Origin of the sequence: Marinobacter maritimus, from assembly GCF_007671675.1 — a bacterium.
Lineage (GTDB): Bacteria > Pseudomonadota > Gammaproteobacteria > Pseudomonadales > Oleiphilaceae > Marinobacter > Marinobacter maritimus.
Map to the genome: position 1 here is coordinate 283,722 of NZ_VCGW01000004.1, position 19,643 is coordinate 303,364.

The 19,643-nt window shown below is 53.5% G+C and carries 19 protein-coding genes; 5 read left to right on the plus strand and 14 right to left on the minus strand.

The window, feature by feature from the left end; translation table 11 throughout:
- Positions 1–73: 73 nt before the first annotated feature.
- Positions 74–2,653: a DNA mismatch repair protein MutS gene (gene mutS, locus FFI90_RS16445; RefSeq protein WP_144779572.1), complete on the minus strand. Its 2,580-nt coding sequence runs from the start codon at positions 2,651–2,653 to the stop codon at positions 74–76.
- A 214-nt stretch (positions 2,654–2,867) separates the two neighbouring features.
- Here mutS and FFI90_RS16450 point away from each other — a divergent pair, with 214 nt between their 5' ends.
- The gene (locus tag FFI90_RS16450; protein WP_222120528.1) at positions 2,868–4,307 is read left to right on the plus strand and encodes a tyrosine-type recombinase/integrase; all 1,440 of its coding nucleotides are present in this window, start codon (positions 2,868–2,870) and stop codon (positions 4,305–4,307) included.
- A gap of 192 nt (positions 4,308–4,499) precedes the next feature.
- Here FFI90_RS16450 and FFI90_RS16455 read toward each other — a convergent pair whose 3' ends face one another.
- The 6 genes from FFI90_RS16455 to FFI90_RS16480 are packed head-to-tail and all read right to left on the minus strand — an operon-like array spanning position 4,500 to position 8,125.
- Complete coding sequence (locus FFI90_RS16455) at positions 4,500–5,126, minus strand: SCO family protein (protein WP_246123627.1); 627 nt, start codon at positions 5,124–5,126, stop codon at positions 4,500–4,502.
- Positions 5,127–5,143: 17 nt separating this feature from the next.
- Positions 5,144–5,500, minus strand: coding sequence for a DUF3703 domain-containing protein (locus FFI90_RS16460; protein ID WP_091705820.1), 357 nt, complete (start codon positions 5,498–5,500; stop codon positions 5,144–5,146).
- Positions 5,501–5,556: 56 nt separating this feature from the next.
- Positions 5,557–6,282, minus strand: a complete 726-nt coding sequence (locus FFI90_RS16465) for a cytochrome c biogenesis CcdA family protein (protein WP_144779525.1) — start codon at positions 6,280–6,282, stop codon at positions 5,557–5,559.
- Positions 6,283–6,294: 12 nt separating this feature from the next.
- Positions 6,295–6,972, minus strand: a complete 678-nt coding sequence (locus FFI90_RS16470; RefSeq protein WP_144779527.1) for a DsbA family protein — start codon at positions 6,970–6,972, stop codon at positions 6,295–6,297.
- Positions 6,969–7,403, minus strand: a complete 435-nt coding sequence (locus FFI90_RS16475; RefSeq protein ID WP_186318007.1) for a disulfide bond formation protein B — start codon at positions 7,401–7,403, stop codon at positions 6,969–6,971. The genes FFI90_RS16470 and FFI90_RS16475 overlap by 4 nt, the downstream gene beginning before the upstream one ends.
- On the minus strand, positions 7,400–8,125 hold the full coding sequence (locus FFI90_RS16480) for a cation diffusion facilitator family transporter (RefSeq protein WP_144779529.1): 726 nt from the start codon (positions 8,123–8,125) through the stop codon (positions 7,400–7,402). The genes FFI90_RS16475 and FFI90_RS16480 overlap by 4 nt, the downstream gene beginning before the upstream one ends.
- A 69-nt stretch (positions 8,126–8,194) precedes the next feature.
- Between FFI90_RS16480 and FFI90_RS16485 the strand changes: the two genes are divergently transcribed.
- Positions 8,195–8,602 (plus strand): MerR family transcriptional regulator, encoded by a 408-nt coding sequence (locus tag FFI90_RS16485; RefSeq protein WP_144779531.1) that lies wholly within the window; start codon positions 8,195–8,197, stop codon positions 8,600–8,602.
- Between the two features lie 466 nt (positions 8,603–9,068).
- Here FFI90_RS16485 and FFI90_RS16490 read toward each other — a convergent pair whose 3' ends face one another.
- The 7 genes from FFI90_RS16490 to FFI90_RS16520 form a co-directional block, all read right to left on the minus strand.
- Positions 9,069–9,692, minus strand: a complete 624-nt coding sequence (locus FFI90_RS16490; RefSeq protein WP_023010649.1) for an SCO family protein — start codon at positions 9,690–9,692, stop codon at positions 9,069–9,071.
- Entirely contained in the window at positions 9,689–10,531 is an 843-nt protein-coding gene (locus tag FFI90_RS16495; RefSeq protein WP_144779533.1) for a cytochrome c oxidase assembly protein, read from the minus strand. The genes FFI90_RS16490 and FFI90_RS16495 overlap by 4 nt, the downstream gene beginning before the upstream one ends.
- A gap of 19 nt (positions 10,532–10,550) precedes the next feature.
- Complete coding sequence (locus FFI90_RS16500) at positions 10,551–11,189, minus strand: DsbA family protein (protein ID WP_011786689.1); 639 nt, start codon at positions 11,187–11,189, stop codon at positions 10,551–10,553.
- Between the two features lie 44 nt (positions 11,190–11,233).
- On the minus strand, positions 11,234–12,235 hold the full coding sequence (locus FFI90_RS16505) for an arsenic resistance protein (RefSeq protein ID WP_206769037.1): 1,002 nt from the start codon (positions 12,233–12,235) through the stop codon (positions 11,234–11,236).
- 33 nt (positions 12,236–12,268) lie between these two features.
- A complete protein-coding gene (locus tag FFI90_RS16510; protein ID WP_008169406.1) occupies positions 12,269–13,177 on the minus strand; it encodes a cation diffusion facilitator family transporter in 909 nt (302 codons plus the stop codon).
- Positions 13,178–13,274: 97 nt separating this feature from the next.
- On the minus strand, positions 13,275–13,790 hold the full coding sequence (gene lspA, locus FFI90_RS16515) for a signal peptidase II (RefSeq protein ID WP_023011862.1): 516 nt from the start codon (positions 13,788–13,790) through the stop codon (positions 13,275–13,277).
- A gap of 4 nt (positions 13,791–13,794) precedes the next feature.
- On the minus strand, positions 13,795–14,691 hold the full coding sequence (locus tag FFI90_RS16520) for a cation efflux transmembrane domain-containing protein (RefSeq protein ID WP_023011861.1): 897 nt from the start codon (positions 14,689–14,691) through the stop codon (positions 13,795–13,797).
- Positions 14,692–15,366: 675 nt separating this feature from the next.
- Between FFI90_RS16520 and FFI90_RS16525 the strand changes: the two genes are divergently transcribed.
- The 3 genes from FFI90_RS16525 to FFI90_RS16535 all read left to right on the plus strand — a co-directional run bounded on the left by FFI90_RS16525 (position 15,367) and on the right by FFI90_RS16535 (position 19,623).
- Positions 15,367–16,356 (plus strand): porin, encoded by a 990-nt coding sequence (locus FFI90_RS16525; RefSeq protein ID WP_226595805.1) that lies wholly within the window; start codon positions 15,367–15,369, stop codon positions 16,354–16,356.
- Between the two features lie 248 nt (positions 16,357–16,604).
- Positions 16,605–18,011, plus strand: a complete 1,407-nt coding sequence (locus tag FFI90_RS16530) for a hypothetical protein (RefSeq protein WP_058341921.1) — start codon at positions 16,605–16,607, stop codon at positions 18,009–18,011.
- A 73-nt stretch (positions 18,012–18,084) separates the two neighbouring features.
- Positions 18,085–19,623 (plus strand): hypothetical protein, encoded by a 1,539-nt coding sequence (locus FFI90_RS16535; protein ID WP_058341920.1) that lies wholly within the window; start codon positions 18,085–18,087, stop codon positions 19,621–19,623.
- Positions 19,624–19,643: the final 20 nt, after the last annotated feature.

Below are 19,643 nucleotides of genomic sequence, written 5' to 3' on the forward strand. Positions count from 1 at the left end.
ATATTGTAGGGAGCCACCCTCACAGCCGCAAGCGTTTGGCCGCTATAACCTTATTACCCAGATCAACTTTGTATCAGTTTTTCAGTAATCCCTTCAATTCATAGAGCCTGTTCATGGCTTCCCTGGGTGATAGTCCGTCCAAATCGAGACCCTGCAGGGCCTCCTCTACGGCACTGGGCGCCGCACTGGCAAACATGTCACCCTGATAAACAACCTGGCTGGATGCCTCACGATTCTTCGTGCTCGCCTCGGCTACTGCTGCGGGCTGCGTCGCTGCGGGCCCTGCACTGTTTTCCAGCAGTTTCAGCTGCGTTTTGGCGTTGTGTATAACGTTCTGGGGTACGCCAGCAAGTTTCGCAACCTGCAGGCCGTAGCTCTGGCTGGCCGGGCCTTCGTGCACGTTATGCAGGAACACAATGCTGTCGTCGTGCTCGGTGGCCGTCAGGTGCACGTTGACTGCGAGCTCAAGATCGTCCGCCAGTTGTGTGAGCTCAAAATAGTGTGTGGCAAACAGGGTGTAGCAGCGAATTTCTTTTGCCAGGTGCTCGGCTGTGGCCCACGCCAGGGACAAACCATCAAATGTGCTGGTGCCGCGGCCTACTTCGTCCATCAGCACCAGGCTGAACTCGGTAGCGTTGTGCAGGATGTTGGCGGTCTCGGTCATTTCCACCATAAAGGTGGAGCGTCCGCCGGCGATGTCATCTGATGATCCCATGCGAGTGAATATGCGATCTACCGGCCCCAATACCGCGCGATTGGCGGGCACGAAGCTTCCGGTGTAGGCCAGCAGGGCGATGAGCGCAGTCTGGCGCATGTACGTGGACTTGCCGCCCATGTTGGGGCCCGTAATCACCAGCATCCGGCGTTTTACGTCCATCAGCAGGTTGTTGGGCACGAACGGCTCATCAAGAAGCTGCTCCACCACCGGATGGCGGCCATCCTCAATATCAAATCCGGGAGTTTCACGGAATTCCGGTGCGACAAAACGCAGGGTGGTGGCTCGCTCGGCAAAATTGCTGATGACATCCAGCTCTGCCAGCGCCTGCGCGGCATCCTGCAGTGGTGCGAGTTGTTCCGCGACGGTTTCCAGCACCTCATCGTAAAGTGCTTTCTCTCTTGCCAGCGCCCGGCTTTTGGCACTCAGGGCTTTGTCTTCGAATTCTTTAAGCTCGGGCGTAATAAAGCGTTCTGCGTTTTTCAGTGTCTGGCGGCGAATATAATCAACCGGTGCCTGAGCAGACTGGGCCCGGCTGATTTCGATGTAGTAGCCGTGCACCCGGTTGTAGCCGACCTTCAAGGTGCTTATGCCGGTGCGCTCTTTCTCCCGGGTTTCTACATCAAGCAGATACTGGCCGGCGTTTTCACTGATGTTGCGCAGTTCGTCCAGCTCTTCGTCAAAGCCCTCACGGATCACGCCACCTTCCCGGATGACAACCGGGGGATTATCGATAACGGCGCGCTCCAGAATATCGGCCAGCTCGGGGTACTCTCCAATCACAGTGGCGAGCTTTACGATATGGTGTGATTTAACCGGCTTAAGTGTTTCCTGCAGTTCCGGCAGCGCCAGAAAGGCATCCCGCAGGCGGGCAAGATCCCTGGGCCTGGCCGAGCGCAACGCCACGCGGGCAAGCACGCGCTCAATATCGCCCACGGCCTTCAACAGGGTATGTACCGGTTCGTAGTGGAAGCCCTCAAGCAAGGCAGATACCGCGTGCTGACGCTGTTGCACCACGTCCACATCCCGCAGCGGGCGATTCAACCAGCGCCTGAGCTCGCGTCCACCCATGGAAGTTGCGGTCCGGTCCATCACCCAGGCCAGTGTGTGCTGGTGCCCGCCCATGAGGTTTACGTCGATTTCCAGGTTACGGCGGCTGGTAGCGTCGAGAATAACCGCCTCATCGCGCCGCTCCCGGGTCAGCTTGCGGATATGGGGCAGGGCGGTGCGCTGGGTTTCTTTTGCGTACTGCAGTAAACAGCCGGCTGCACAAATAGCCAGGCCCAGGTCTTCGCAGCCAAAACCGGTGAGGTCGCGAACCTGCAATTGCTGGGTGATTACCCGGCGGGCCGTATCGGATTCAAACAGCCAGGGCCCCTGGCGGCGAACGCCTGTAAGGCCTGCAAGCACCTCCTGAAACGGAAAATCTTCACTGATCAGGATCTCCGCCGGGCGCAAACGCTGCAGCTCTCCCTGCAAGGCTTCCAGGCTTTCCAGCTCGGAAACCACAAATCGACCGCTGGAAATATCCAGTGACGCAAAGCCGAACTGCTCGCGGTGGTGGAATATGGCGGCCAACAGATTGTCGCGGCGATCCTCCAGGTAGGCGTCATCGCTCAGGGTGCCGGGAGTAACGATTCTGACCACCTGGCGATCTACCGGCCCTTTGCTGGTCGCAGGGTCGCCAATCTGCTCGCAGATGGCGATGGATTGACCAGCCCTGACCAGCCGTGCAATGTATCCTTCGGAAGCATGAAACGGGATGCCCGCCATGGGAATCGGGTTGCCGCCGGACTGTCCCCTGGCTGTGAGGGTAATGTCCATCAGCTCTGCGGCTTTTTTGGCGTCGTCATAGAACAGCTCGTAAAAATCACCCATGCGGTAAAACACCAGCTCATCCGGGTGCTGGCCTTTGATTTTCAGATATTGTTGCATCATGGGGGTGTGTGAAGTTTTGAGATCGTCTGTGCTCACTGGTAGCTCGCCTGTAGGATAGCTTCAAACCGCCTTTTGACAGGGGGTTTTCTGGTAAATTTGTCTGTGTAGCATCTGAAGGAGTCTGATGAAATCTGCTGTAATCCAGTTCAAGAGTATAGGTTTTGGTATAGCTTTTGGTGTAGGGTTGTGGGCGCCTTAACAAAAAAGGCTGTTGATGATGAAAAGCTATACTTATGGCCAGAGCTTCATCAATGCCATCGATGGCTATCGTTCCAATCAGTTAATGGATCAAAGCATGCAGAATAACAAACACGGCAACAAGCCACTATCGGCGAGAGCCATCGAGACGATGCGGCCTGGCGATAAAGTCAAAGTGGACACTGGAGAGAATGCTGGTCTGCGTGTGACTTGCGGGGCTAGCGGTGGCAGGTCGTTCATCTATCGCTATCGGAGCCCCGAAACGGGCAAGCTAACTCAAGTCAAGATAGGGAATTACCCCTCGATGAGTCTGGCTGAGGCTCGCCTAGAGCTTGCTCGGATGAAGGCTTTACGACGAGATGGCGTATGCATTCGTGCCGAAATTCAGCGGGAGAAAGTACGTCAAAGTGCAAAAATTGAACAGGAAAAGGAAGCGGCAGAGGTGGCCGCGTTTACTGTTCGTGACTTGGTTGATCGGTACTTAACTGAAGTGATTGAGGATCGACTGGTTGTAAATCGTCGAACTGGGGCTCAGAAACGAGTTCCTGGTGCACGGAAACCTAAGGGGCAGGCCGAGACTAGGCGCACCCTGTACGGTGATGCTGTACGCACTCTGGGGGATCGATCTGCTGCAGAAGTTCGGCGTAAACATGTGGTAGAGATGGTGAAGGACATTCTTGACCGGGGAGCAAACGTTCAGGCTGGGAATGTGCTGCGTGAGCTCAGTGCCGCCTACGACTATGCGATTGGCCTTGGCAAGTTTGATGATGATTTTGCGAACCCGGCTTTGTTGGCAAAGTCGAGCCTGAAGCAGGCTAGAGTCCGACTTACGTCTGTTCGGGGCAAACGCGTATTGTCCGATGCGGAGTTGAAGGAAGTGTTAGCGTGGTTGCCAGGCTCTGGTTTCTCGGTAACACAAAAGAACGTCATTCGTTTGACTCTGTGGACAGGAGCTCGCACGGGTGAGGTTTGTAAGGCGCGTTGGTCTGATGTAGATCTCGATCGAGCAGTTTGGCATATGCGAGACTCCAAGAACGGAGCCGAGCGGTATGTGCAGTTGCCGAGCCAAGCTGTGGCTTTTCTCCGTCAGCTTCGTTTAACCACCAATACCTATCTGTTTCCTTCGAGTCGGACGGGATTGCCGATCCAGCAGAAATCGCTTACCGAAACAAAATGGTATTTGAGAAATTCTGCCAAGGCTCGAAGTGGCACCTACTTTAAGCCAGGCCAAGCTTGGCTGGATAGCATTCCTGACTGGTCTCCACATGATCTGCGTCGTACGGTTCGCACGGGGTTGTCTCGTTTAGGCTGTCGCAATGAAGTGGCTGAGGCAGTGATAGGGCATTCAAGAAAGGGTATTGAAGGGACTTATGATCTGCACGATTATGAACCCGAATGTCGCGAGTGGCTGCAAAAGTGGGCTGATCATCTGGAAACCCTTGACGGCGTGTGTTAGTTGGCATAACCCATCTTAATTTCACAAATTGCAGCAACCGGACAGAGAGAAATCTATTTCTCTCTGTCTCTCTTAGGCTCGCCAGTCCCTGGCCTTGCTGGCCTACGGCCTCCACCGGACGCCTCGATCGGTCCGCTGCTTAAACAAAAGCGAATATTCGAGTCATAGCTTTCCTCCAGAGCTTCAAGTCATTCAGGAATCCTCTTCAAGCAGGGCAACAAGGTCCTGCCGAATGGCTTGAGCGCTCAAATCTTCCGGTCGCATAAGCAGGCGAGGATTACCCTCACGATCAAACACATAGACTGCACCGCTGTGAGTAACGGCGTAATCACCTTCTGCGTCCGGTTCTTCATGCCCGAACGTGGTCCGGTATCGCTGGGTGAGCGTTCGGAGGTCAGCGGCTTTGCCGGTGAGCCCGACGATCCTTTCACCAAAAAAATTGACGTACTCTGCCAGCCGTGCGGGCGTGTCGCGCTCCGGGTCGACACTGACGAACAATGTAAGTACCTCCTCCTTGTCTTCCGGGCTCAGGCCGCTAACGGCCTGACTGAGTTTTTGCAGGGTGGTGGGGCAAACATCAGGGCAAGAGGTAAATCCGAAAAACAGCATTCTTACCTGACCACTGTAATCGTCGCCTGAAACCGAGGTTCCCCGGCTGTCGGTCAAATTGAATTCAAGCTTGGGCATTACGCCGCTGATGTCTGTCCCGTGCCAATCCGGCGCATCCTCGCCCATGCAGCCACTGAGGAGGATTGCCAGCGTCATCAATGCCATGGATGCAAAGCGCTTTGCATGGTGTTGGAAGCAGAGTGTGATCATCAGATGGTGTCCTTCAATTACCTGTTGGAAGACTTCTGGTGTCCCAGAACGTTCGCCAAGTCTTCCGGCACGGCCATTGGTTCAAATGCGCTGACGTTCGCACGCCCCGTGTTGCCAACAGGCACCCAGATGCGTGACACCAGCAACGCCGCCATTGCCCGCGCCATCTGCCCGAAAACCTCTCGGGTATCGCGCGTTTTCCAGCCCAGCCGGAGCATGCGCAAGTGCGTTGCCGCATGGGCAAACGCGAACTTCTGGCTCAGAATATGAGCCCGTTCCAGATGTCTGAACGCTGTATCGATATCGCCCTTATTTTCAGCGTCAACGGCGGCGGCCAGCTCTGTCAGGTAGTACGCCTTGAGTTCATTATTCATCGGCCAGTTCCTCTGCCATATCGGTCAACTTTTTGTTGGCCCAGGCTTGCAAGGTATCAACCCAGTCTTCCGAGTATTGGAAAAGTGGACAACATCCATGATGCGAACCGGGTCATTTGTCCCGTCAGCACCATCACCCCCATCACGATCAGAACCAGCCCGGCGAAAATTCTCAGAGACTGGCTCCAACGACTCATCCAGCGCACTCGGGCCCGAAAATGCTCGATGAATAAGGACGTGGCCAGGAAGGGAATCGCCAGACCGAGTGAATAGACGGCCAGGTACAGCATGCCGGTTTCAGCATTCGCATGGGTGGAACTGAGCGCCAGGATAGCGCCCAGTATGGGACCAATGCACGGTGTCCAACCCACTGCAAAGGCGATCCCGAGAAGAAACGCGGCTGTGGGCCGTCCACCACCCTCAAGGGTTTGCCCAAAGCGCCAGTCCTGCTGTAGCGCGGGCAGGCTCCACCAGCCCAGCATAAAGAGTCCCATCAGTATGATCAGAACACCTGCCGCCAGGTTGGTTTCCTGTCGATGGGCCATCAGCCACTGCCCCAGCAGACTTGCGCTGGCACCAAAAGCAACAAACACCATGCTGAAGCCGAGGACAAAACAGACGCTGAGCCAAAGGGCTTTCAACCGATTTGAATGCTCGGTAACGGTGCCGCCGGTTACTACCGAGAGATATCCCGGGACCAGCGGCAAAGTGCAGGGAGAGAAAAACGACACCAGTCCGCCAAAAAACGCAGCGAACATTCCCCATGTCGCAATATCAGGCATTTCCGTGAGTCCTTATCGCTCTGAGTCCGGCAACGACTCCTGAACAAGGCGCAATAGCGGCTTGGCACCAAACTCTGTGAGTCGGCGGCCATTCACGAAAAAGCTCGGAGTACCTCGAATACTGAAGGCTTTTACGTCTTCCATGTCCTTTTCAAGAATGGCGTTGATTCGGTCGGATTGCATGTCTGCACGTGCTTGGACCAGATCGAGGCCGGCAGCCTCCGCTGCTTCCCATGCGCTGAAAACCTCTGGGTCGTCATGCCAGGCCGGCTGTGCCTCTAACACCGCCTCAAGCACTGGTTCATACCTGTTTTGCAGGCGAGCGGCTTCCAGCATTCTGGAGACTTCCTCAGAGCCCTGGTGGAACAATGTGTACCGCAACACCAGACGCACCTGGCCGGGGTATTCCGCAAGGATCTGTTTCACGATGGGGTAGAACGCGCGGCAGGCCTCGCAGGAGGGGTCAAAAAACTCAACAATGGTTACCGGTGCATCGGCGGGCCCGAACGTGGGCGAATGGAAACGAACCAGAGCTTGTTGATTCGCAACCGGCTGGGCAGTGGCGATCGGTTTTTCGGTGGTGGCCGCCGTGTTTTGAGCCTGTTGGGGCTGTGGCTTGAACAACACAGCGGCCCCGAAAGCGGCGATCAACGCGAGACAGATAACAACAACAAGGACACGACGATTCATGAAGAAATTCTCCGACGGATTTCCAAGAGCAGAATGATGATGGCAACGAAAATGCCCAGGGACAGGAATGGAAGCGGCAACCCGCCAAAGATTGTCATTCTGGCCCCAGAGCAGGACGGGCCAGTGGCCGTGCAGGGCTGAATGGGCTGCGGTAGCAACCCCACATACAGCAGTGAGTGGGCCAGAGCAAACAGGGAGCCAATGACAGCCAGCGGCAGGGCGTAACGCCAAACGTTAAAATCCGAGTAGTAGCAGGCGACCGCGAGAATCACCGCCAACGGGAACATGAAGGCACGCTGGAACCAGCACAGCACGCACGGGGCTTGCCCGAGCACCTCACCAATGTAGATGGCCGAAAGTGAGGACACCAACGCCAGCAGCCAGGCCGTCAGCAGCAGTCCCCATGGAATCGTCTGGCTAGTATTGGTCACCGGGATGGCTCTCCCGATTGACTGCCACAAGCGCTTTTCGAAGAAGAGCAGCAGCTATCGCCTGAGGTCTCAGCCGGCGCTTCGCAGGATTGATCGGCGGCTTCTGCGCCACCGGCACGCCATTCCTGCATACCTTCGCGGATGACCTGCCAGGCGGAGTGCAGGAAAAGCGCGGCAATGGCAAGGCCCACAATAATGTCCGGCCAAAGTGTGTTGGTGACCGCGACCAGTCCTGCGGCAATGATCACACTGCTGTTAGCGAACAGGTCGTTCCTGGAGCAAAGCCAGGTGGAGCGCATGTTGAGATCGTCTGCCCGGTGGCGATAGAGCAACGCGAAACACACGCCGTTGGCCAGCAAGGCAAGAACGCCAACCGCGCCCATCCAGTCCGCAGCGGGAAGCTCTTGAATCAGCACCTTCCTTATCGCGTCGGCAACAACCACGAGCCCGAACAACAGCATGAACCCGCCTTTGAACAGGGCAGCCCCGGCACGGGCGCGACGGCTTCTCTCCAGCACGAACAGCGTCAGCGCGTAGACGGACGCGTCGCCAAACATGTCCAGGGAATCGCCAAGCAGTGCGGTGGAAGCCGCAATCCAGCCAGCGCTGAATTCCACGACGAACATCACCGCGTTAATCGCAAGCGCAATATAAAGCACCCGGCTCTGGCTCGATCTGAGTTGCGCCAATTCGCCGGCCTTGTTCTCACAGCAACTGTCCACGACGAAGCCTCCTAAATTTTGAACTATGGCGATACACTAGGGGTTATAGTAACTATAAGGTCAATGGTGATGAGCAGGAAAAGCTACACGGTAGGTCAGTTGGCCCAAGATACCGACATCAAGCCGGTGACCATCCGCTACTACGAAAAAATCGGGTTGTTACCGGAAGCCAGTCGCTCGGCGTCGGGCTACCGCATATACTCGGCAGCGGATCATTCGCGTTTGGTGTTTATTCGGCGAAGCCGGAGTCTTGGATTCAGCCTTGATGACATCCGGGAGCTATTGTCGCTGGCTGACCGGCAGCAGGAGTCCTGTGCTGGTGTGGACGCCAAGGTGGATCAGCAGTTGGAGCAGGTGCGCTCTCGACTGAAAGATCTGCGTGCGATGGAGCAGGAGTTGGAGAGGCTGAGCAAGTGTTGCGAAGGCGGGGTGATCATGGACTGCCGGATAATCGAGACGCTTTCCGGCGAGACTTAACCACTTAACCACACGTTTTCTCGGAAGCCTTGAGGAACATCAGTCAGGTTAAATTCCAGGCTGGTAAAGAGGGAGGCTGGGGGCGTATTTGCGAAAAAGTACGCCTGAATGTTCGCTTCGCGACCTTCCCATATTCCACGCGACATCTAAACAAAAGCGAACATTCGAGTCAGGCCTTCCTTCTCCCCCCCGAAGGTTCCAAGCTCGTCATTGGCCTTTGATTCATCATGGTTGATGGAGCAACTTTCAGGTGCCAACTAATTCCGGTATAGAGTTAGCGATAATGGGCTAAGCCGATGTTTACCCCGATTGACCTGCCCCCAGCTTTCCAAAGGCCAAAAAAACTGGATATGTGAAGCCCGGCAAAAGATGAACATAAGCATCCGACAATCAAATCTTGAGTCACGGGCTGCTGCCGTATTCCGCAGCAGCTAAGCATTACTTTCCAATGGCAAGCTTCGTTAACTCAGGCATCCTCCTGAATAAGAGCAGCGAGGTCATGCCGAATTTCTTCCCCGCTCAAATCGGGCCGCATTAAAAGGCGAGGGTTACCTTCGCGATCAAATACATAAATCGCGCTGCTGTGTGACACCGCATAATTTCCATCAGCGTCAGGTTCGTCATAACCGAAGGTTGTCCTATATCGTTTTGCCAGTTCACGAAGCTGGGGTTCTTTTCCAGTGAGCCCTACAATATTGTCACCGAAGAAATCCACGTATTTTGCGAGGCGCTCGGGCGTGTCACGTTTCGGATCGACACTCACGAACAAAGTGAGTACTTCATCCTGAAGCTCGGGGTCCAGGCCACTGGTTACCTGATTGAGTTTTTGCAGGGCGGTCGGGCAAACATCGGGGCACGAGGTGAACCCGAAAAACAGCATTCTCACGCGGCCACTGTAATCATCGCCAGATACAGACTTGCCCTGGCTATTGATCAGGTCGAATTCCAGCTCAGGCATCAAGCCACTGATGTTTTTACCGTTCCAGTCTTCCTCGTCATTGCCAAAGCAACCAGTCAGCAATAGGGATGCTATCAGCGTTAAGGTCGCCGATATGATGTTGGTGCGCTGTCGCCAGAAGCGAGTTCTCATGACGCTGTTTCCTCAAGTTGTTTGGATTGGTTGGTATATTTTCCGTCCTGATGCATGGCTCGCCGGAGCATCAGAAGAATGCCAAGAATGCTCATCATGGCCGGAGGAATATAGGTCAGCATGCCGCCCAGAAGCTGGTCGACTTCTGGATCCAGCGGCCAGGCCCTGCCACAGACTTCGTAAACGTCATAGACCATGTCACGTGAGAACACGATCCACGCCCCAAGAAACATCTGAAGCACACCCGCGGCAGCCAGAACCAACATGCGTCTGCCATACCCCAACGATGAGGTGATCGCCGGCGGTCTTGGGTCAAAGATCAACCACCAGAAGAGAAGACCATCCAGCAACATGCTCCAGTTCATGACCCAGTACAGCTCCCGGCTGAGCATGGCGTCGAAATGGATCGATGGCCACAGCCAGAAATAAATGAGCCCAACAAATAGGAAAAGGGCGATAAAGGGCTGTTGCAGAACCTGATAAACCCAACCCAGAGGCCGTAGCGCGCGCCTCCAGCCCGGGCGGATTTTTTCAAACCAGAACCGCATGACCGGTAAAGGGTTGGACAGGGCGATAAGGATAGGCCCGATGTGATGAAGAATCAGATGCTGGCCCCGATGGACGAAGAACATGTATTGCGCGTAGTAATCGAAGCGCGTCTGCATCACCGCATAACAGATCAGCACCCCCAGGGTGAACGCAAAAATCCGTAGCGAGCCAGGCCGATCCTGATCCGGCATCCGAATTAGCCCGACGCCATAGAACCCCATCACGAGCATGTAGCTCAGCACGGTCAGCGGCGAGAAATCGTAGGGTAGAAGGTAGTCAAGCAGTGACATAGCGTTGCCGGTTTTGTTGTTATTCCAGTGACTCTACCTTGGATGTCACCAGGTCGTACAGTTCCTGAGGCCCCAGGCGGCTCAAGATGTCTCCGTTAACGTAGAATGTTGGGGTTCCGGAAATTCCAACCGCCTTAACGTCCGCAGCATCCTGTTGAATAATGCCGTCAATCTCGGGTGAGTTCATACCGGCCCGGGCGGCTTCTACGTCAAGCCCGGCTGACGCCGCCGCATCCCATGCTGCGGTGACCTTTGGATCATCGTGCCATTTCGGCTGTGCTTCCATAACAGCGTCAAGCACCGGTTCATAGATTCCCTGTTCACGGGCGGTTTCCAGAATTCTGACGGCCTCTTCCGAGCCTTTGTGAAACAATACGTAGCGCAGTACCAGACGCACGTTGTCCGGGTAGGCAGCCTGAATCTGTTTCACATAGGGATGCATGGCGCGACAACCTTCGCAGGATGGGTCGAAGAACTCGACAATGGTTACCGGCGCGTCCTCAGGGCCAATAACGGGAGAGTAATCCCTCACCAGTGGCGTTTTTTCAACAACGGCGGGTTCATTAGTGCCCTGGGAGCGATCGTAAATAACAAAAGCACCAGCAAAGACAACCAGACAAAAAAGAAGGAGACTGATGACCAGGGTTCGGGTTTGCACGGGAGATCTTCCTATTTTAAATGAGTTTACGGGTTTCAGATTATTCAGGTGTCCGGTAGCAGCCGACTAGGCACCCACCGCAGATAAAGCATCATTCCAAACAGTTCCAACAAAGACTGGACGACAATCACCACGACGGCCACAGCCCAGGCCTCTGGCATTGACAGTGCCAAAGGTAAAACCACGAAGGAGTTGCGTGTTCCTAGGCTGAAGATGACGGTGCGACCGGTTTCTACCGGTAATCGAAAGACCCGGCGCAGAGCCTTTCCAACCAGAGCCGCAGCTAGAAGATAGGCCGGAAACAGAATCATCAAGGGCCAGATAAGTGAGCCGGTACTGTCGATCTGGCTGACCTGTGTCATTGAGATGATGAACAGTACGACTGTCAGCAGAGGGACCGGCATCAGACCCATGAAGCGAATGAACCCGATGGCTTTTCTGGAGTTTTCGGCCCATTTTTCAGTCAGAAATGCCAGGATAAGCGGGACAATAATCAGCCCGCCAAAGGCCGGCAGGAGGTGCCGCCCAAGCTCAAGATTCACGTCGAACTGATTACCCATGAAAAGCCAGAGGTAAAGTGGAAGAAGACCCAGTTGAGCAATCAGCAGAACCGGTGTTGCCGCAATGGCTCGGGTGCTGTCCCCCTTGCCTAGGTGAGTGAAGGTGACAAACCAGTCGGTACAGGGCATCAGCAATACCAGAAGCACTCCCAACTTCAGCGCGTCATTGTCCGGCAGCGCCAATATCAGCAAGGCAGTGATCGCCGGCATGACCAGAAAATTTCCGGTGAGCAAGGCACCCATGAACCGACGGTCCCGGAACATATCAGACAGGTGGGTCAACGGTGTTTGAGTAAATGTGGCGTAGAGCAGAACTCCGAGCAACCCCCAGATTAAGTAATCCGGCACACTGTCACCGAGGGACGATGTCCAATCCACAGACAGTCCGAAAACAACAGCGATGAGGTAGGCCCAGACCTGGTGGCGTTCAATTACGTCTCGCATGGCGTGCTCGTAACCGAGTGGAATGTCGGCCATTCGCAGCATATCTGCCACACGGTACCCTTTTCAGCAGCCCTGCTAGCCATGGCCATAAGTATGGGCATCTTTGTGACTGTGATCAGGATGTTCAAACTCCAATGTTGAATGAGTGATGCCGAACTCGTTTTCCAAAGTTCGTTTTATCCCACCCTTGACTTTTTCAAGTTCATTCCAGGCACTTATTTCGACCACCACATGGGCGTCGAGGGAGGCATCATGCTCACCCATCTGCCAGAAATGTACGTGGTGAAGGTCTAAAACGCCTTCTACGTTTGATAAAGCCTCGATGACAGAATCTGTGTCGATATCCAATGGACTACCCAGCATGAGTGTCCGGATGGTTCCGCCGATTTCCGTTAGACCCAGGTAGAGAATATAGCTTGCGATACCAATTGTGATCGCGGGATCAACCCAACGCATGTCGTACAGGAGAATCAGGGCGCCGCCTACAACGACTGCAATTGACGCAAACGCATCAGACAAGTTGTGTAGAAACAGCGCACGGATGTTGACGCTGTCCTTTTGCATGGAGTAAGTAAGCAGCGCGGTCAAACCATCCACTACCAATGCGATAATGCCAAGCCAAACTACCCACCACCCCTTGATTTCCGGGGGATCTATGAATCGCATGCCACCTTCGTAGATCAAATATGCCCCGATCATTATCAAAGTGGTGTAATTTATGAGTGCCGCAACAACCTCAATTCTCCCGTAGCCAAAGGTCATCTTCGAGTCGGCCGGGCGGCGTGCAATCTTCCGCGCCGCAAATGCGATAAATAGTGACGCCATATCCGAAAAGTTGTGTATAGCGTCGGCTATCAGCGCCAAGCTGCCAGCGAAGATCCCTCCAGCGATCTGAGCCAAGGTTAGGATACCGTTCGCCCAGATAGCTACTGCAACTCTCTTATCCTTAGTATCCGGTGACATGTGAGCATGCTCGTGGCCCATTGTTTTCTCCTTGGTCGTTGCTGTTCAATTAAACGTAGTCGCAACACTCGCTAAGCCTGGCTCAGAGGGCTTAGCGAGTGTTGCGACCGCGCGAAAACTAGCCATTCTGGCGATTTTCCATGTTATTCCCGGCACCTTTCTCGGCTGTGAAGCTCGTGACCAAAATCATGGCCACGCCCAGGACGATGAACACGTCGGCAAGGTTGAACGCCGGCCAGTGCCGGGATTGCCAATGAAAATCCAGGTAATCGACAACATAGCCTCGAAAAACTCGGTCGATGACATTTCCAAATGCACCGCCAAGTACCATCGAATAGGCTAGTGCTTCGGTTCGCTTATGGCTGTCCCGAATCAATTTGACCAGAACAGCCGAGACGACAATGGCTATCGCAATAAAAAAATATCGCTGCCAGCCACCGCCATCGGCAAAGAGACTGAAGGCAGCGCCTTTATTCCATACGTGCACCCAATTAAAGAAAGGGGTGATCTCAACCGATTGTCCGTAAGCCATGGATTGCTGGACGAGCCATTTAATAAGTTGGTCGGCCAGAGCTATAAGTGCCGAAAAGCCGAGAAAAGTGAGCGTAAAAAAGCGAGAACGGTCTTCAGACATCGAATTATCCTTTTAGCGCAAGGATGCGCTTGGCACCAATGAGTACAATGCCTCCCACAATACCGCCAATAACCAGATCCGGGTAGTTGGAGCCGGTCCAGGCAACAAGAAGGGCTGCAAGGATAACTCCCAGATTGATAACCACATCATTGGCCGAAAATATCCAGCTGGCTTTCATGTGAGCACCGCCGTCACGGTGTTTGGCGATCAGGAGCAGGCAACTGATGTTGGCAATAAGGGCCACAGATGCGACGGCCATCATCATTGACGACTGGGGATCACTGCCAAACAGAAAGCGCCTGCCAACTTCAACCAGTACCCCAGCGGCAAGGATAAGCTGGAGTATGCCAGCCACATGCGCCGCTCTGACCTGCATTTTGATGCCGTGCCCAACGGCGTAAAGCGCGAGACCGTAGACGGCGGCATCGGCAAGCATGTCTAGCGAGTCTGCAATCAGGCCAGCGGACTGGGCGATCAGGCCCATCGTCATCTCGACCAGAAACATCAGTGCGTTGATTGCCAGCAGTATCCATAAAGTGCCGGACTCTTCGCTTTCGTTGGCCTTAGAAGATTCAGCCGCTCTGACGGATTCAGCGCTGGCGTCTTCTGTCCTCTGCAAGGAAGCGCCCAGACCCAGGGTTTCCAGTTTGCTGGTAATAGGTCCGACTTCGCCTTGATGGATAATTTCCAGCTTTCGATTCGATAGGTCGAATGAGAGTGACTGAATGTTGTCAAAACCCGTGAGCGCCATTCGAATCATTCGCTCTTCTGAGGGGCAATCCATTTTCGGCACGCTGTAGGTGCTGAGCTGGCTGTCTGTTTCGGCGGTGACGGGGCTCTGAAGCTCATTGTTAACGACAGAATCTTCGCTGCCACACTGTCCATCGCAGGGTTTGCTCATTTTCGCGGCTCCGGTTCTCACACAAGTTCCGTTATTTAAAACCCTGTAGTCACTACAGGGTCAACGTTAAGTTGTTAGTTTTTGACGACACTGGTGAACCCACCGCGATTCGACGACTTGCGGTATGACCCTGTAGTAACTAAAGAGTTGAACTGGAGTACATTAAAAGGAGTTTGAGCAACGATGAGGCAGGGCAACAAGAGCGTACTAATCCTTGGTAGCTACGGAGCTGCAGGGGCGGCTATTGCAACACTCTTGGGCAACGGATCGACAGCGACATTGTCTTGGCAGGCCGGTCGCTGGAAAAAGGGCGTGAACGGGCGGAACAATTAGATCGCCCGGGGAATACCGGGCAGAGCTGGCATCAAATTAACAAGGTGGTGTCCGGTTTAGCGGGGGCCACCACAGGGAGCGAACAGAAGAATTTAGTGAATGACCTGGCGTCAGACGGAAAGCGCTTCCGTGCCCACGACGCGATGTACGAAGACAGCCGCTTATATTCAAGTTCAATTCAGTGTCAAAGGATATAATAAAAGGTTTTGGTTTTAGGTTGTTGAAATACAAAGAAAAAATTTAAAAATGTAACAACTCTGCAATAAGTGCAAAGCACCATCTACTCAGCATTTGAAAGACTTCAAGTGTCATTTTGAATCTATCTAATCTGAAGAGGTGTCCATGAAAAAGTGTCTATCAATGTTGGTGTTTGGTGGGGTTGCAGTAACTTCAATGAATGCACTAGCGGGGGAAGGTCCTATCCTGTACGGCAAAGCCAATGTTTCGTATGAAAACCAGGACGACGGTAATAGCGATACCTGGAAGCTCCAGAGTAATGCGTCCCGTCTGGGGGTAAAAGGGGCGCTCAATACCGACCTCGAAGGCTTGGAGGCGATCTACAAGGCAGAATTTGAAATATCGATTGATGATGGAGATAAGGATGGCCAGACTTTCTCGCAGCGTAATATTTACGGTGGCTTCAAGCAGGCGAACCTCGGTGCACTGATTGCGGGAAAATTTGACACACCTTTAAAGTCAGCGCAGGGCAAGGTTGACCAGTTCAACGACTTACAGGCGGATATAAAAAATATCATGGCTGGTGAAAATCGGACCAGCAACATTGTTCAATACAGTTCTCCACGTCTGTTTGATGCTGTGGGCGTTAGTGTTGCCGTCATCCCGGGTGAAGAGCAGTCAGCTGGGGCAGAGAACGACGGACCTGCGGATGCAGTTTCCAGCTCTTTTACGTTTGAGAATGATCGTTTTTACGGAAGTATTGCCTACGATTCTGATATCGAAGATTCACTGGAAGCCGATTCAAGTGGCGATAGTCGTCTTAATATCCTGCGAACCGTAGGGAAGGTCCGATTAAGCAACTTCGAGATCGGCGCAGTTTACCAGTTGGCAGAAGAAAGCGATGGCCCTGGAGAAGATACGTCTTATCTGGTTGGTGGTGCCGTTAATCTTGAGCGTTGGAAGATCAAGGCACAGTACGGACTGACCGAAGCCGAGACAACAAACGAGGAGCTAACCCTGCTGGCCTTGGGGCTCGATTATAAACTGGCGAGCAAGAGTAAGGTCTATGCGTATGTGTCTCAGGTGGAGGCGGACTTGGCCGACTCTGAGGACTCCACATTTGGTGTGGGCTTCGAGCATAAGTTTTCCATGTAGAGTCGAGCGTGATCGCTGAATACAGGGGGACCGACGTATCTGAAATCTTTTCCGGATTTCAAGCTCATTTAAGGTTCGTGTGAGAGTCTACTTGTGAGTTAACTAAGGTTATTTAATGGCGGGAATGCTTCATTCTCGCCTTTTTTTTGACCTTTAGTTCGTTGTTCTAGCTGGTTTTAAGATTTGCGCCACGATCCGTACGAATCGGATATCACAAACAATTAAGAAAGAAACTGGAGGGGAATACGTTGAAGCGCAACATTCTGGCCACTGCGATTGCAGGGATGACAACACTGTCGGGAAGTTGGGCCGCGACGGCAGCGGAGGTTGAATTCCACGGTGATATGGATAACCGCTTTCAGGCCTACACCAATCAAAGAGACTGGTTTGCTGGTGGTAACTCAGGTGGCGGTACGCTGAAAGATGACGAGCCGACCGAGAGCTTCGGCGAGGTCAAATATCGCTTCTGGGCGAAGGCAACTTCCGACGACAAGAAAGTTACCGGTGTATTCGCGACGGAGATTGGTGGCATCCGCTACGGTGAGGGGTCGGGTGGCGACTATTCCGGTGATGGTGTGAACATCGAAACACGGTGGGCTTATGTGGATTTCTTGGTGCCCAACACGCTAGACCAGCGCGTCTCGCTGGGCTTGCAGCCAGTGTCAGTGAACCGACATGTCTGGACTGAAACCGCCACAGCCGCTGTTTGGAAAGGCTCACTGGGCTCTGGATTTGACTATCAGTTGTTATGGGGGCGAGGTGACTCTTCCAATGAGAGCGGCGTCGACTCAGAACAGGACGAAGGCTGGGATGGCGCGGACAACTTCGCGATCAACCTGAACAAGCGTTACTCACCGAACCTGAGCGCGGGCCTATTCTATCTCTATCAGATGAATGATCAAATTGCTGAGGGAGTAGGTACGGTAAATAGCAGGGAGTATGAACTGAAGAGTATCGCTGATAACTCCAAATATTCCGTTTCCAGCTTTGGGGTGGAGATGGATTATGGTCAAGAGACGTCGCTAGGCCGCATGTTCGTGAAGGGTACGGTGATTGGCCAAAGCGGAACAATAGAAGGTGTAAATTTCGTCCCATTGAATGGTGCTACGAATCCCAATACGAACTATGACCTTTCGACCGTTCTGGGACGCGGCGAGCTCGGGCTGCAATTTGGACCAAACCAACTGACGTACACCGTGCTCTACGCATCGGGCGATGGCAATGAGCAAGACGGGGACTTCGACGCCTTCATCGCCACGGATGTCGACTTCAGCGACAGTATGATTTTTCAGGAAAACATGACGAGCGATGACTACTTCGCCGAAACGCCCTATATCCTCGACAAAGGGTATTTCATGAACAAGCTACAGCTCGATCATAAAGTAGCGGCCAATATTACGGTCAGCGGAATGATTGTCTACAACCGCTTGGCTGAGGACATTGCACTTGCCGATGGATCGTCCTCAAAAGATCTCGGACTGGAATTTGGCTCCAAGGTCTCGTACTTCCCATACCCTTCGCTTGAGCTGTCGGCAGAAGCTGCATACCTGGCATCAGGCGATGCCATGGATGCGCTGGAGGAAACTGCCTTACAGGACGGCAAAAGCGATCAGGACATTGTTCATGTTGCCGGTCGGGTAAGGTACAAGTTCTAACAAGAACGGGGTGGTGGGAGCGCCACCCCGCTTTTGTTATACGAAATGAATCCGCATTAAGTGACTTTTTCCTATGATGACTCGTTCTGCAGTATTTGTGTTCCTGATGCTACTACTAGCTGGTGCGGTACAGGCGGTTGAGCGTGAGCATCCAGCAAAGGCAAAGGTCATTCAGGTAGATCGTGATCAAAAAGTGCTTTCCCTCACAGTCGACGATGCCACTGTTGAGGTAGGTGATTTGTTTGTTGTGTTGCGGGAGCCTGATCATGCAGGCATCCCGGAGAAAAACCTTGCAGTCATCGGTATCGAGAGTATCGGAAAGGATCAAGCAGTAGGGAAAGTGCTGTTTGGAACGATGCCCTCCGTTGGCGCTGTATCGAAACGCTTCTACGGTATTCCGGCGGTGTTTACTGACAGAGTCGGCGATCCCACGCCGGTAACGCCGGCGTTGAAAGCCCGATTTCCTGATCTTTTGTGGCGGGACGAGCCAGAGGCGTCAAACGATGTGCCATTGGTGCGCTTTCAAGTTACCGGGAGAGGTCAAGCCGTTGCGACCTACAATAACACCTGGTTGGTCGGCATCGTACAGACCGATGCTGAAGCACATCGGGTAGGTTCAGTTGAGGGGGAGGCTTCATCGTCTCCATATGCGAAGCTGCCAATCAATGCAAAGTCGTTGTCCGCGTTTCGTTCTGGCAGCGATTACTATTTTGCGGCGGAGCATGGAAACAAACTCAGCTTTTTCCTTGTTGATTCCAGCGGGGCTGTTCAGAGCCTGGCGTCCATTGAGGTGCCCCGTCGGGAGAAAGTCATCCGAATGGACTGGTACGTTTCAGAGAACTCATATTACCTCATTTTGAATCAGTGGAATGGCCGTAGTGTTTCAAGTTCTTTGATCCAGTTGGCCGAGGGGAAGGCTGAAACCATCGGTTTCATTCCCTTAATCTTGGGATTGCAGGATTTGGACGCTGACGGTCGCCGGGAAACTATTCTCGGGCAGTCTTTCTACTCAGAGCAGGGGTTTGGTTCAGAGATCTATAAAATATCAATCTCACCGAACGGGCCTGATCTTGAGAAGGCCGTTCATGAAGAATTAAGCCAGTACACGCCAGTGTTCCGGGTAATCGGTGCCGTTGTTCAGAACGAACCGAGACCTTTGAATATGGTGACCGTCTCCCAAGGGAAGGTTTCATTTTTCCCTGCTGGCACCGAGGGCCCACATCTGGACTATGAGATTGGAAGCCGGGTGGCAGGCACGAGTATGACTTACGACGTGTCGCCTGAGTTGGTGTTTAGTCCGAGGCAAACACTATTTTTGCCGAACCTGCTCGTACGCTCCGGTGGGGACGCAGTTAATATCGGGATTCCACAGGAATCCAGTGCAGCCGAAGATATGATAGGTGTTTATGATACTCGAGTTGATTGGTTGACGCTGAGATCCGGGAAATCTCCCAAAACGCAGTCAACAAGTCTTCTAACGTCGGTTCCGGTGTCCCCCGTATCAGGCAATACAGAGTTATTCTTTATGTCGCCGGATGAAAACTCAGTTCAAAGTGACAGTTTTGACGTTGAGACGTTGGTGTATCGGGCTGCTATGCCTACTGGTCGCTGACTAAAGCTGGATAAGTTGCC

Bases quoted from the DNA above. Each gene is read 5' to 3' on its own strand.
- FFI90_RS16505 (WP_206769037.1), bottom strand. From the start codon at position 12,235: ATGCTGCGAATGGCCGACATTCCACTCGGTTACGAGCACGCCATGCGA.
- FFI90_RS16510 (WP_008169406.1), bottom strand. From the start codon at position 13,177: ATGGGCCACGAGCATGCTCACATGTCACCGGATACTAAGGATAAGAGA.
- FFI90_RS16455 (WP_246123627.1), bottom strand. From the start codon at position 5,126: ATGATCACACTCTGCTTCCAACACCATGCAAAGCGCTTTGCATCCATG.
- FFI90_RS16450 (WP_222120528.1), top strand. From the start codon at position 2,868: ATGATGAAAAGCTATACTTATGGCCAGAGCTTCATCAATGCCATCGAT.
- FFI90_RS16460 (WP_091705820.1), bottom strand. From the start codon at position 5,500: ATGAATAATGAACTCAAGGCGTACTACCTGACAGAGCTGGCCGCCGCC.
- FFI90_RS16485 (WP_144779531.1), top strand. From the start codon at position 8,195: ATGAGCAGGAAAAGCTACACGGTAGGTCAGTTGGCCCAAGATACCGAC.
- mutS (WP_144779572.1), bottom strand. From the start codon at position 2,653: ATGATGCAACAATATCTGAAAATCAAAGGCCAGCACCCGGATGAGCTG.
- FFI90_RS16490 (WP_023010649.1), bottom strand. From the start codon at position 9,692: ATGAGAACTCGCTTCTGGCGACAGCGCACCAACATCATATCGGCGACC.
- FFI90_RS16520 (WP_023011861.1), bottom strand. From the start codon at position 14,691: ATGAGCAAACCCTGCGATGGACAGTGTGGCAGCGAAGATTCTGTCGTT.
- FFI90_RS16470 (WP_144779527.1), bottom strand. From the start codon at position 6,972: ATGAATCGTCGTGTCCTTGTTGTTGTTATCTGTCTCGCGTTGATCGCC.
- FFI90_RS16465 (WP_144779525.1), bottom strand. From the start codon at position 6,282: ATGCCTGATATTGCGACATGGGGAATGTTCGCTGCGTTTTTTGGCGGA.
- FFI90_RS16535 (WP_058341920.1), top strand. From the start codon at position 18,085: ATGATGACTCGTTCTGCAGTATTTGTGTTCCTGATGCTACTACTAGCT.
- FFI90_RS16495 (WP_144779533.1), bottom strand. From the start codon at position 10,531: ATGTCACTGCTTGACTACCTTCTACCCTACGATTTCTCGCCGCTGACC.
- lspA (WP_023011862.1), bottom strand. From the start codon at position 13,790: ATGTCTGAAGACCGTTCTCGCTTTTTTACGCTCACTTTTCTCGGCTTT.
- FFI90_RS16525 (WP_226595805.1), top strand. From the start codon at position 15,367: ATGAAAAAGTGTCTATCAATGTTGGTGTTTGGTGGGGTTGCAGTAACT.